Raw genomic sequence first — 12,834 nt, 5'->3', positions numbered from 1 at the left:
ATCGTCCTTCGGGGTATAACCGACCGCTTGTGCGGTTTTCTGTGGCAGCTTGTGTGGCTCCGGTGGCCGCTGTGCCGCCGGGTTCCCGGAATTCACGTCTTGCTGGGGGGAAGTCGCATGTCCTTACGTGCCAGCGGCACGCCGTTTCGGCGTGCCCGCATGAGAAAGACCCCGCTCGCTGTACTGGGCGCGGCCATTGCGGGCGCCTTGACCCTGACCCCGTTACCGGCAGCCACCGCGTCAGCGGCGCCGGCTCCTGCATCGGCGTGGGGCAAGCAGAGCCCGCGCTTCGAGGCGCCGCCGGTGAAGACCGGCACGAACAAGCCGGTCGCCACACAGCCGGAGAAGGAGCCGTCAGCGGAGGCCGCCGTCTGGCGTCGCGTCCAGAAGGAGCACGCCACATCCTCGGGCTCTGCCGCTCCGAGACGTGCTGACACCGCCGTCAACAGATACGTCCCCGAGGGCCAGGGCGCGGTCCCCTGGCATCAGATCTCCGACTTCCGTATCACTGATTCCCTGGTAGCACGCGTCGACTACTCGACCGGCAATCTCATGCTGGCGGCCACCGACTTCGAGGTCGCGGGGGTGGGGCAGAAGCTGCGCCTGGCCCGTACCTATAACTCCCTGGACGCGCCGTCGGGGCGGGTGACGCAGCGTTGGTGGCAGGAGTACGAGCGCTACCTCGACCTCGACTTCACCAGCGAGGTCATCCTCTATGACGCCACCGGGGCCACCCTGAGCTTCATTAAGAACAGCGACGGCACGCTCAGAACACCGGCCGGCTACTCCATGGACCTGAAGAAGAACGCCGACGGCACCTACACCCTCACCGACCGCAAGAGCGGCACGAAAGACACCTACAACACCTACGGCAGTCTGACGAAGGTCACCGACAAGAACAACGGCACCATCACCGTCACCCAGCACGACGAGGGCGGCGAGCAGAAAGGTTTCAAGCTCACCGAGACCCGCTCCGGACGCTGGGTGGACCTGCTCAAGACCGACGCCTCGCAGTGGCAGGCCAAGGACCACACCGGCCGCACCGCGGTCTTCGATCTCGACCCGTCCGGCAACCTGGTGAAGACCGCGGACACCGAGGGCAAGGCGACCGTCTTCGGCTACGACTCCTCCGGCCGCATCACCAAGATCACCACCCCCGAGGGCCGCGTCACGGTCTTCACCTACGACGACCACAACCGCCTCACCTCGATGCTCCGTGCCACCGGCTTCAACGGCACCGGCAAATCCGGCCCCACCTACACGTACGCGTACACCGCCGACACTCCCACCGCGGCCGGTACGACCACGGTCACCGACCCCGAGCGTCATGCCACGCAGTACGAGCATGACGGCGACGGTTCGGTCACCAAGGTCACCGACGCCCTCAAGCACGCCCGCTCCAAGACGTTCGACGCCAACCACAACTTGGCCACCGCCGCCGACGCGATGGGCGTGAACGGCACCGGTGCCAACGTCACCACCTACGGCTGGGACAGCCGCAATAACCCCACCTCCGCCAAGCTGCCCACCGGAGCCACGGCCTCCGCTGCGGGTTACCAAACCATCGCCGGGACGGACTTGCCCGGCACTGTGACTACCGCTGATGACGAGAAGACCGAGTACAAGTACGACACTGCCGGCAATACCCTCTCCGTCGCGCAGACCGGCACCGGCGGCGCGACCCGCACCTTCGACTACAACCCCTCCAACCCCACCTGTGGCGGCTTCGAGGGCCAGACCTGCAAGGCAACGACGAAGATGACCGACAGCAAGTCGGTCGCGACGGCCTTCCACTACGACAGCAAGGGCAACCTCGACAAGGCCACCCCGCCCGCCCCGCTGGGCCCCACTACCTACACCTACGACGCGCTGGGCCGTACCGAGACGGTCACCGACGGCCGCGGCATCAAGACCGTCTACGCCTACGACCACCGCGACCGCGTCACCAAGGTCTCCTCCACCCACGACACCGTCACCTACGCCTACGACGGTGACGGCAATCTCGTCCAGCGCTCGGACGGCACCGGGGTGATCAAGTACGCCTTCGACCCGCTCTCCCGGGAGACGGTCCGCACCCTCCAGGACGGCTCCCAGACCCGCCTGACCTACACGCCCGCCGGGAACGTCGACACCTACAGCGACCCCGCGGCCGTCACCGCCTACATCTACAACGAGGTCAACAAACTGAGGGAGCTGAAGGACCCCACCGGCAAGACCACCACGTACGCCTACGACAACAACGACTTCCGCACGAAGACGAACTACCCCGGCGGCACCGTCCAGTCCGTCAACCCCGACAAGTCCGGCCGCCCGCAGACCATCAAGGCAACATCCCCCAAGGGCACCCTGGTCGACCTCGCCTACTCCTACCAGAACGGCACCAAGGACAGCACCAAGATCCGCACCCTGACCGACGCCGCGGCCAAGAGGCAGACCACCTACACCTACGACGGAGCCGGCCGCCTCACCGTCACCCGCGACGCGGACACCAGCGGAGCACCGAGCATCGACGTCGTGTGGGCGTACTGCTACGACCGCGCGGGCAACACCACCTCCGAGGGCGGTGTCCTCAACCAGACCTGCCCCAGCCGCACCACCTACACCTACAACGACGCCCAACAGCTCACTGCGAAGGACGGCTCGACCACCAACTGGTCCTACGACGCCACCGGTAACGAGACCGCCGGCGCCCCGACCGCCGAGACCACCCGCACCGGCGAGACATGGACCGACTTCTCCCAGCTCACCTCCCTCACCACGGGCAACAAGACCTTCACCGGCCAGTACGCCTCCACTGACCAGAGCGAACGCATCCGCCTGGGCGACACCTACTTCCACAACGGCCCCCTGGGCCTGGCCGGCACCAGCACCGGCGGCGTGGACACGGGATTCAACCGCGAACCCCAGGGCACCCTCAACTCCATGACGACCGGCGCAAGTTCGTACTACTACCTCACCGACGCGCTCGGCTCCGTCATCGCGCTCACCGACGACACCGGCACAAAGGTCAACAGCTACACCTACACCCCCCGCGGCGCCGACCGCACAACCACGGAGAAGATCCCCCAGCCCTACCGCTTCGCCGCCGGCTACAAGGACCCCACCGGCCTGTACCACCTCGGCGCCCGCTACTACGACCCCACCCTGGGCCGCTTCACCCAGCCCGATCCCTCCGGCCAGGAGAAGAACCCCTACCTCTACGCCGAGGGCGACCCGGCCAATCGCATTGATCCCGACGGGCTCTTCTCCGTCGACGGAGCGTTGCGGGGCTCCTTGAAATGGGCGGGACGCGCCACGGGCGTGAAAGCGTTCAAGGACGCGGGAGCGGCGTTGATAGGCGGCAACTACCGGGCATTCGCAGCTGTACTGGCTGGTGAAAGTGTCTCAGCTGCGCTCGGTTCCGCCTGCGTCCCGGCGGCAGCAGCGGCCGGAGCTCCTACGGGAGGAGCCGGCGGCTTCGTGGTGGGGGCCGCGTGCTTCACCGTCTCTGAGTACGCAGGAAATCAGGTCCAGAACGGTCTTTCTTGATCACACCAGCGCGGTGGGGTGGGGTGCACACGGTCTGCGCACCCCACCCCACCCGCTCAGAGGAGGAAAGATGCTTGTAGTAGGGGCCGGCCGCTGGTATCCCGACGGCTCGGCAGGACTGGTGATCGTGCTGGTCGCGCTCGCAGTGCTGGGAGCCATGGTCCTCTATGGCAGGGCGAAGCGGGGGCGCGGCAAGTAACGGATCCATCCCCTTGCTCCATCGGGCCGTCGACGGAGCGTGAGCCAGGTTTCCTGCGCTCGCTCGACGGCCTGTCCGGTCAGGCCGATCGTTTTGGCCGGTGTGCCGCACCAGATGATGTGGCGCTCACCGAGGGCAGCGCGGCTCACCGCCAGGACGGCTATCCCCGGCTACGGTGAGTACGGGTAAAACGGGCTTGCTGTGGAAGTGGAGGTGGAGATCACCTGATGCCTGCACCGGCCGACAGCCGACAGACTGCCGGACGACGACCTCGCAGGCAGAGGGTCGACGCCACGAACCTCAAGCCGGGCGAACAGCTGGTACGGAGGCCGTTTACTCGTGCTGGCCGGTGGCGTTGTTCTTCGAGCCGTCGGCGCGGGTGTTCGCATTGTTGTTCAGCAGGCTCTGCACATCGCTGTTGATGTTCGAGTTCAGCGCCGAGATGTGGTCGAGGACATCCAAGTTGTTCAGGGTCCCGTCGGCGATACCGGCGTGGGCCGGAGCGGCAGTAAGCAGCGCGGTCACGGCGGCGAGGCCGGCGGTGGCGAGGATGTTGGTCTTCATGGCGTGGTCAACGACGGTGGTTCAAGCGGGTCACCGGAGCTCAGATGATTGCTGAGCGCTGGCGCTGTCCGGTTCCGTTCACCGCCTGCCCCGCCCGCCGTCTTCGCCCATAAGCCCGCGCCCGCGCCCCCGGTCAGCCCGGAGGAACCGCCGGTGCTGTCCTACGCAACCCGTGGAGTGGCGACGCTGTGCACCCCGGCACCCGCCCTGACGCAACCGCCGCCCTGGCGGCGCTGCTCGGCGCCACCAGGGCGAGACTTCTCGCCCTTCTCGACGAGCAACTGCCCACAGTCGAGATCGCCCGTCGCTTCCGGGTCACCCCGAGTGCCCTGTCCCTGCACCTGCGTGTGCCGTCCGTCGCGAGCCTTCTTACCCGGGCGCGCGACGGACGGCAAGTCCTGTACTGCCGCAGCCCGTTCGGCGACCAACTGGGCAGAGTCGGCCACCTCCGGAGCCCGCCGCGCCCGATGGATGGCCATGGACCTCGGAGGGCCTTGGGCTACCCGGCCGTATGGGCGCGCGGCTGGTGAGCCCCGTGCGCTTGCGGGCACACCCTGACCCTTTCCGAGCAGCCGCTGGTTCCCCCCCCCGGGCATCCCCGAAGGTCGGCGGCCTTCGGCGCAGGGGAGCGAACTCCAAGTACGACCCGTACCGTACGGGGTGTTCTCGTTCGAGGAGGGATTCGACCGATTGAGGTCCGATCAACGACTGATCGGCCGGGAAGCCGGGTCAGGGGGCCGGTTCTGACAGCTCGGCCTGGATTTCGTCCTGCCGCCGCCGGTGGGCTGGCGCGCGCCGAGAGGTTCCGGGGCTGGCGTGAACGCGACTGGAGGGCAGCCGCCCGTCGGCGGTGAGCGCGCTGCCCATGGTGGGGTGCCGTGCCTGAGTCCGAGCGGTACGGCTTGCTGCCCACGGCGAACGGCGCGTTCCGAGGCAACTGTGTCCGGTTTCCACGGCGTTGTCGGGAGGGATCTTGCGTAGGGTGAGCTTTCTTGATTGGCGGGGACGGGGGAGCAATGGGCGCGTTGGCGGGTTTTATGGTGGGGCTTGGAGTCGTTGTCGCAGGCCTGGTGGCCGTGGTGGGCCGCCGCGGGCGGCGTGGTTCGGCCGAACAGGTCGAGGGGAGACTGATCGAGCAGCAGGCACGCCGCGAAGTGGAGCAGGTACGCAGCGAGGTGCTGGCGCTGCACGCGCATGCGGGCGTCACGGGGAGCTTCGGCTCGAGCCGCCTCACCCGCCGCTGACGGTCCGCACGGCAACTCCGACAACGACGGCCCGAGTAAACGTACTCGCCGCCCACGACCAGAAGGGCGAGCCGTACATTCACCGCGGGACCGATGAGCGCCAGGACCCGCTGGCGGCACGCGAAGCCACATCGCCGGCCGACACTTCTTCAAGGGAGAGGGTGGCCTGACACGCGGGGCAGGTCCGAGTGGGGCCTGAGACAGTTTCGCCTCGCGGGCGTCCGAGGACCTGCTCACCGGCCAACGCCGGCTCCCTGGGGACAGGCGGGCGGGCGCCTCCAGGACCGAATATACGATTCACACATGACCCTGCTGTCAATCGATCAGACGTCCAAGAGCTATGCCGCAGGCCAGGTGATGGGCGTCGTGCTGGTCACGGCGGCCGTGATGTTCCTAGTATGGAAGCTGTCCGCGTCATGGCGGGGCGCGGAAGCCCGCAGGGAGAGTGTCGACGGCGAGTCGTCGGTTCCGGACCGGCGGCGTCGTGCCGTCGTGGTCGCGGTGATGGTCGTGGTCGCTGCCGTGGGCACCGTGATCGCCGCCGGGAATTACCATCCCGAGGCACGCGCCGCGCAGACGCGAAGTGGCGCCACACCGACAGGTGCGGAGGGAGCCCCCGCGTCGCGTGTGGTCACGGCCCCGCAGGAGGTCGCCGGATACCGGCTCCTGACCGGCGACGAGGCAGAACGCGCCGGGGCGGCGCAGGGCACGTCCCATGCCGGGAAGCGCTGGTACTACGGCAAGGGCTCGGACGCCTCGGTACACGCGGTCCTCTTCGTCAATACGGTGGAGTGGGACTCCGAACTTCGCGCCGAGAAGCGCAGGTACTCGATCACCCAGGAGTTCCGCAACTTCTTCGCCGGCGCCAAAGCACGCGATGTGGCCTCCTTCGATGCGGGTCCGCTGGGCGGTCGCCTGAGCTGCGGATACCGCGACGGTCTCACGGGGGAGACCGTCATCTGCGCGTGGAGCGACGCATCCACTCTCGGCGCCCTGACTCTCACGGATGTGACCGAACTCTCTGAGGCTGCTCGAAAGACCACGGCGTTCCGCGAAGCCGCAGAAGGCTGAATTCCGGCCATCACCCCCCAGCCCCCCGGCCCCCGGGCGGGCTGGACGCGCGTCCAGGGGAGTTAGGGACACGAGGCGAACCGTGGCTCGCCCACCGGACGCCAGACTCGGCATGTTCTCCACCGGCAGGATGGAGTGCCACATCCGCCCGGATCACGCCGTTGCGGCTCTCGGAGCAGCACCAACGGCAGCGGGCCGAGGCCGCTCAAGCCGGGGCTGTGCTCTCGTGCCGGCCCGATAGGGTGCGCGACATGGAGCGGGCTCGGCTGGGGGAGGACGGCAGGTATCACGGCGACCTGCCGTGCAAGTGGTGCGATGTACTCATTCCCCATCACGGGCGGAAGCGGCCGCGGCGATACTGCCGCATGACCCACCGTTGGAAGGCCTACGGTACGTATGTCGTGACCGTCGTTCTCGGCGTCCTCAGCTGACGCGGCCGAATCCGACACCACCGCCGGACCGAGCCTCGTCCCGCATACCGTTCCCTCGCCCTGCGCACAGAACACCGCTCTCGACGGGCGGTACGGCATCGACGGTCCGGGGCGTCGACTGTCGCACCCCTGTGGCCGGCGAGAGGCTGAGAGCATCATCGGGCAGGGTTGGTAGGGCGATGCTGTGTAGGGTCGGGATCGGTGATGACGTGGATGCGGGCGGCGGATCCGGAGACCCGTAGCGGGCCATTTCTCGTGCCGTGCTGCTCGTGTCGTCTTCGATCGCGTGGCCAGGCCCAGGACGACGGCTTGCAGCTCCCCAAAAGTGACGCGGTGGGGTACTCAGGGGCGGGTTGAGTAGGTGTGCGGTGTTGCGGCGGTGGCCTGGGGGGTTTGATCGTCCGTATGCCGACGACCGACATGATTTCCTTGCCGCGCCGCGCCCGCCGGGCAGTCATCGTGGGGTTCCCCCTGCTGCTGGCGATGTCCCTCACCGGCGCTTGCTCATCGCTGGGGGGCCGGGTGTACTCGGCAACCGACTACCGGGAGCACGGGGTACGTACCAAGCAGGCCGGTATGGACACCGTCGCGCGGCTGCGGCCCGCCGCTCAGCTGGCGGGCACCGGGCCCGGTGCCACGCCGGAGGCGGCAGCGCACGAGGAAGACAGCACCTCCTGTGTCGATGACTTCGGTTTCGACAAAGGCAACGTCACGCGCGGCGAGCCGCGTTACAGCTGGACGCTGCGGTACGCGACCCGCGCCGACTACCTCACGGCTCTGGCCCATCTCCGCGCAGGCTGGAAGGCCGAGGGCCTGACGGTAAAGGACCTGCCGGCCCGGGACCGGCCCGGCCGCCCGGGCCTGCCGGGGATTCAGACCACCGATCACGGTATCCAGCTTTCCCTCCAGCAGGCCTGGTACGCGGATGACCCCACGGTTTACGCGAGCGGGGAGTGCATGCGCTACCACGAAGAGCAGTGATCCGTATGCCGAGCTGCTCGGGCCGGTGAAGCGACCCTGAAGAGGCTGCTGATCGCCGACGACGGGGTGTGGCCGACACCGTGCAAGGCGGCTTTGGCCGGGCGGTGATCGGCCCCGGCCCGCTGTCCGCCCTGGCCCCGGCGCTGGTCGGCGCAGTTGGGGCGGCGGGTCGTGGGGTGGGCCGGGGCTGCTGCGTCAGGTGTAGCGGTGGCGTGGTGCGTGCGGGTCGTCCCAGCGGTCGGCGTGGGTGAGGCCGAGCAGGCGTACGGCGTGGTGGAGTTCGGCGGGCGCGCCGGTGGCGCGCAGGCGTGCTGGGGCCTCGCGTACGAGCCAGGCGGTCAGTTCAGTCCGTACGTCTTCCGTTTCCTCTTCCGACCAGACGCGCCAGGGCCACCAGGGGAGTGTGTCCTTCAGGAGGTCCCGTTCCCACCGGGCGACCGTGTGGCAGAGGTGCCGGTCGGCGACCGGGTGGCGCAGGTCCTCCCAGACCGCCAGCCAGGGGCCGATGTCGCCGGAGGCTTCGGCGCACAGCGGGAGGAGTTCGTGCACGGGGACGGCGGGGTCCGGGGTGAGGAGGGTGTACGCCCACCAGGCGTGCAGGAACTCCCGTACGGCGCCGCTCTGCGGCGCGGGCCACTGCTGCCATGCGGCGCGGTGGAAGGAGGTGCCCACATTGTCGATGTCGTACGCGTGGGCGCCGAGGCCGGCGGTCAGTTCGCGGGCGAACTGCGGCAGGACGCGGCGCAGCACGGCGCCGTGGTCGTTCCAGTCGGGTGTGTTCCAGGTGCGGTGCAGGAGGTCGGGGTCGAGTTCCGTGTCGGGGAGCTTCAGCAGGGCGAGTTCCTCCGGGCTGCCCCAGTGGCAGTCGCACTGAACCTCGTCGGCCCGGGCGGTCATCCCGCGGAACGTGACGGCCAGCCGGTCCAGCGCCCGGTCGAGCCGTGCGCGGGCGGCCGGGCCGGGTTCGGGTGCGCGTTCGGTCATGGTCAGTGGTGCCTCACCGGGACTCCGGCCGCTCGGGCCCGAAGAGCGTGACTCTACCTGTAGCCGGATCAGGCCGGGACGCGCGGGAGAGGGCCTGGAGCATGCGAACGGCCGGGTCGTCTGTGGGGGCGTCGTGCATGTCCGCTCAGCAGCTGGTCGAAGCGATGTGGCAGGCGGCCGATCTGGCGCGTTCCTACCTCACGCAGGACCGCGCCCGGATCACCGCCTGCCCCACCGGCATGGAAGCCGACCAGCTTGAGCGCGTGCTGGCCTGGGCGGTCATCAGGCAGGACGAGGTCTTCGAACAGCCGGGGGAGCCGCCCATGTCCTTGCGTCTGATCGACGCGGTGGCGGCGCTGGAGCCGGCGGATACCGAGTTCGCGGAGACCGCCGCGGTACGCCGCGTCGCAGCAGGCGAGGTTGGCTTCACCCGCGCGGTGGCGAATCTGGCTCTGGCGGTCCAGACCCACGCCATCACGATCTGCACGGCGGTGACGCGGCTGGAAGCACACGGCCGCCTCCGCGCCCTGGAGTTGGTCGACGCGCAGACCAGGAAGTACGAGCAGATGGGCTATCCCCGGCCTTATACGCTGCCCCTGATCATTGAATGCCAGGGTTGCTCCACGAACCCCAACCAGTCCGACCTGGAACTCCGCCGCCAAACACACCTGTCCGGCAGTCCGAGCCCCCGACGCCACTGCGGGCTGGATCTACCACCCGAGGCTGACACCACCACGGGAGACTGAGTGGCCGAGCCTCCCACCACCCCAACAGAGACTTGCCCGAAGTCATAGGGGCACCCTCTGGCCGTTCCGGTCTCCGAGGGACACGGACAGGCATCGGCTTCCCGTGGAAGGCCGGGAGGAACGGCGCAGCCCGCACCAAGGTGACTGGGGGAGCCGGGAGGCAGCCTCTGATCGTGGATCACTGGTGGTGGCCGCATCGCACTGGTTTCAGCCATGCAACAGCGTCATAACTGAATCCATTGCCCCGCAGTAGCGCACTCGGCGTGGCTGTCGTCGAAAAAGGCGACGCCGACGTCGATGGGGCCGGCGCCCTCGGCCGCGACGCCGGAGGGCGGCAGGTCAGGGTTTGGAGACGGGTAGCCCCATTCACCGGACTGAGTCCTCGCCAGTTGGGCAATTTGGTGACCGCGCTGCGGCGCGCAGGAGCGGATCCCGTACGGCGAGGCCGGTCGTGGGGTCTGTCGCTTGAGAACCGGGTACTACTGGTCGTGGCCTACTGGCGGACGAACTTGACGATGCGCCAGCTCGCCCCACTGTTCGGGGTGTCCAAGTCGGCCGCGAAACGCATCTTCGGTCAACTCGGGCCGATGCTAGCGCTCTAGCCCCGCAAGCGGTTCGCCAAGGACGCCGTGCTGATCGTGGACGGGCACCCTGGTGCCCACCCGCGACCACACGGTGGCCGAGCAGTCGCAGAACTACCGGTATTCCACCAACCACCAGGTCGTCATCGATGCCGACACCCGCCTGGTCGTCGTGGACGGACGCCCCCTGCCTGGCAACCGCAACGACTGTAGGGCATGGGAAGAATCCGGGGCCAAAGCTGCCGTCGGTACTACTATGACGATTGCTGACGGCGGTTACTCGGGCACCGGTCTCGTAACGCCCCACCGGCGCCGCAAAGGTGAGGAGTTGTCTGATTGTAAGCAGGCGCACAACAAGTCCCACAAGCAGGTCCGCGCCCGCGTCGAGCACACCTTCGCCCGCATGAAGAGTTGGAAGATCCTGCGCGTGCGATCGAAAGGCGACGGCGTACATCACGCCATGCTCGGCATCGCGCGACTGCACAACCTCGACCTCGCCGGATAGGCGGACGAGCCGATCAGCGACCGACCTCGCCCGCGATGACTCGGAGATCAGTTACGGGACAAGTCTTAGCCGAGCAGTCCAGGTGTCCGCCGCGGAAGCCGTCTCTGAGGAAGGCGGCAGGGCAGTCGCAGGATGTGGCCCCTTGGCCTCTACCTCGGGTCCGGTCTCCGCGGAGGAGGCTCTATTGCCCGTCGGGTTGAGGCTGGTCACCACGGGCACCTCACCCGCTTCGGCCCCGATCGGCCGGTGCCACGTCAGCCGATCATGCCGAGTGCGGTGTTCGGGCCGACAGAAGCCGCACGCCTCGATGCCATCGGCCAGGGCCTGGCGGGCGGTGTCGCGGTCGACGGCGCGCATGCGTTTGGCGTGGTGGAGCAGCCAGCAGTCGCCAGTGTGGACCGCGATGAGCAGGTGCGGTCCCCCGAGGGCGTGCTCGATGTCCACTCCGGCGGTGGTGGTCGGCGCCGCTGGCCCTCTGCGCGTTCGGCTTCCTGCCGCTTGAGATCGGCGATGGCCCGGTCGATGAGGCCGACCCACATCGCGTGTCAGGCCCGCAGCGCCTCCAGGCTAGGCAGGTCGGGCGGCAGCAGGCCCGGGAAAGTGGCGGGGTCATGGGGTGAAGTCCCGTCGGGTCATCGTGGCGGGGTTTCACCAGTACCAGTCGGTGCGGGCGCCGTCGGGCAGGGTGGGCCACAGACGCAGGTGGCAGGCGCGGCGGTCCTCGAGAGTCGTCGTGGGCGATGGCCACCGCCTGGTACCGGGTCTGCGATCCAGAGGTTGATGGCGACGACCTCGTACGGGCTGTAGCTCCGTATGAGGGTGGGCGCCCGCAGCGGTGGCGCCGGCTCCGCGGCACCCGGCGGCCGGGGCCACCGCTGAGGGGGGCGCTCCTGGACCCTGCGGGCGAGAGGGGTCTGCAGTCGCCGGCCTGGCCCCGCAGCATGGGGAAGTCCCGTAACCAGAGTTGACGTGCATGGTTACTGGTCGACCGGGCCCCGGGCCAGGTACGTACCCCTAGGGCGACTGGTCACCCGCTGCCACGGCGGATGCCAAATCGGTGGCCCTCCTGGCCACGCGTATCTCCTCGCTCAGCGACGCGTGGGCGTGACCGTCCACGCGCGGCCCCGCAACTTGATGAGTGGGTCAGCGAACGCCACGATGAATGAATTGTCGAAGTCCGGGAGGCATGGTGAACTTTGGGACCGTAGTTACACGGGGGCGGCGGGCACGATCGGGTCAGCCGTCCGGGCAGCCCTTCGAGAGCGGCAGCGGCGTCCCGAAGATCCACGGTGTGCGTGTCCTCGTTCTCAGCCTCTTGGGGCATTGGTACGCGATCCATAAGGATCAACCGCGCCGCATCCAGGCGGCCCGTATGCGCTCCCCGCAGTCACCCTCAAGCATCTGTGGTCCTGACGGGAACGACCGGTAATCCGGCGGTCTGCGTTTCGGCGGTCCGACGGAGACCATGACGGACTTGTGGCCCCTGAAGTGGTGGTTCCCGCACAACCGTCTCCAAGCGGGCATGGCGTCTCCTTGTCGAAGCAGGTGAAGCGAACGCTCGCCACTCCCGTTCCGTCTGGTTCCGTCTGGTGAGTGCGATCAGCGAGTACCCGGTCAGCGCCATCGCTAACGCGGCCAAGACGACACCGGCCGAAGTCGCCGTCGTTGCTGCTCAAGCACGCCACGTACTCAAATGATCAGGCTCTGGACGCTACGACTTGTCCACCCCGCCGGCCCGTGGGCGCCGAACTGTCTCGGAGCAGCCCGTCGCCGCGTCCCGCGCCCACGATGTGGTGCCGCCCGGAAGGTTTCGCGACCGGTCACGTGGTTCACGCCATCATCCAGTCACATGGTTCACGCCATCATCGGCAAACAGAACATTCGACTTACACCCTTCATGAGCATTATGTCCCTCTGGATTGCACACTATTTCGGCCAGGACTGATCGGCGAGATGTCACCGGTCGGCCGGAACCCCCTTGATCCCGATGGCGAGATCAT

9 protein-coding genes and 1 pseudogene are annotated in these 12,834 nt (G+C 68.1%); 7 read left to right on the top strand and 3 right to left on the bottom strand.

All coding sequences use genetic code 11. The features are described from left to right. The first annotated feature begins 303 nt into the window (after positions 1-303). Both ABZ404_RS21060 and ABZ404_RS21055 read left to right on the top strand, forming a co-directional pair. The gene (locus ABZ404_RS21060; RefSeq protein WP_358831002.1) at positions 304-3,528 is read left to right on the top strand and encodes an RHS repeat-associated core domain-containing protein; all 3,225 of its coding nucleotides are present in this window, start codon (positions 304-306) and stop codon (positions 3,526-3,528) included. A gap of 70 nt (positions 3,529-3,598) precedes the next feature. Continuing rightward, positions 3,599-3,727, top strand: a complete 129-nt coding sequence (locus ABZ404_RS21055; protein ID WP_358831003.1) for a hypothetical protein — start codon at positions 3,599-3,601, stop codon at positions 3,725-3,727. A 333-nt stretch (positions 3,728-4,060) separates the two neighbouring features. Here ABZ404_RS21055 and ABZ404_RS21050 read toward each other — a convergent pair whose 3' ends face one another. Beyond that, a complete protein-coding gene (locus ABZ404_RS21050; RefSeq protein ID WP_358831004.1) occupies positions 4,061-4,291 on the bottom strand; it encodes a hypothetical protein in 231 nt (76 codons plus the stop codon). 1,016 nt (positions 4,292-5,307) lie between these two features. Here ABZ404_RS21050 and ABZ404_RS21045 point away from each other — a divergent pair. The 3 genes from ABZ404_RS21045 (at position 5,308) to ABZ404_RS21035 (ending at position 8,018) form a co-directional block, all read left to right on the top strand. Beyond that, positions 5,308-5,535 carry a hypothetical protein gene (locus ABZ404_RS21045; RefSeq protein ID WP_358831005.1) on the top strand — a complete coding sequence of 76 codons (228 nt, stop codon included), beginning with the start codon at positions 5,308-5,310 and terminating at the stop codon, positions 5,533-5,535. 303 nt (positions 5,536-5,838) lie between these two features. Beyond that, on the top strand, positions 5,839-6,606 hold the full coding sequence (locus ABZ404_RS21040; protein WP_358831006.1) for a hypothetical protein: 768 nt from the start codon (positions 5,839-5,841) through the stop codon (positions 6,604-6,606). Between the two features lie 836 nt (positions 6,607-7,442). Continuing rightward, a complete protein-coding gene (locus ABZ404_RS21035; protein ID WP_358831007.1) occupies positions 7,443-8,018 on the top strand; it encodes a hypothetical protein in 576 nt (191 codons plus the stop codon). 195 nt (positions 8,019-8,213) lie between these two features. Here the strand turns inward: ABZ404_RS21035 and ABZ404_RS21030 are convergent, their stop codons facing one another. Further along, positions 8,214-9,002, bottom strand: coding sequence for a hypothetical protein (locus ABZ404_RS21030; RefSeq protein ID WP_358831008.1), 789 nt, complete (start codon positions 9,000-9,002; stop codon positions 8,214-8,216). Between the two features lie 137 nt (positions 9,003-9,139). Here ABZ404_RS21030 and ABZ404_RS21025 point away from each other — a divergent pair, with 137 nt between their 5' ends. Then, positions 9,140-9,748: a hypothetical protein gene (locus tag ABZ404_RS21025; protein WP_358831009.1), complete on the top strand. Its 609-nt coding sequence runs from the start codon at positions 9,140-9,142 to the stop codon at positions 9,746-9,748. Positions 9,749-10,122: 374 nt separating this feature from the next. Beyond that, positions 10,123-10,834 (top strand): annotated as a pseudogene (locus ABZ404_RS21020) (transposase). Positions 10,835-10,885: 51 nt separating this feature from the next. On the opposite strand, the gene ABZ404_RS21015 reads toward ABZ404_RS21020, so the two are convergent. Then, the gene (locus ABZ404_RS21015; RefSeq protein ID WP_358990670.1) at positions 10,886-11,278 is read right to left on the bottom strand and encodes a DUF6233 domain-containing protein; all 393 of its coding nucleotides are present in this window, start codon (positions 11,276-11,278) and stop codon (positions 10,886-10,888) included. Between the last annotated feature and the right edge of the window lie 1,556 nt (positions 11,279-12,834).

It is taken from the genome of Streptomyces sp. NPDC005878, from assembly GCF_040629815.1.
Classification (GTDB): Bacteria; Actinomycetota; Actinomycetes; order Streptomycetales; family Streptomycetaceae; genus Streptomyces.
Note: the sequence above shows the minus strand (reverse complement) of the source record. Positions and strands in the feature narration are given on the sequence as shown.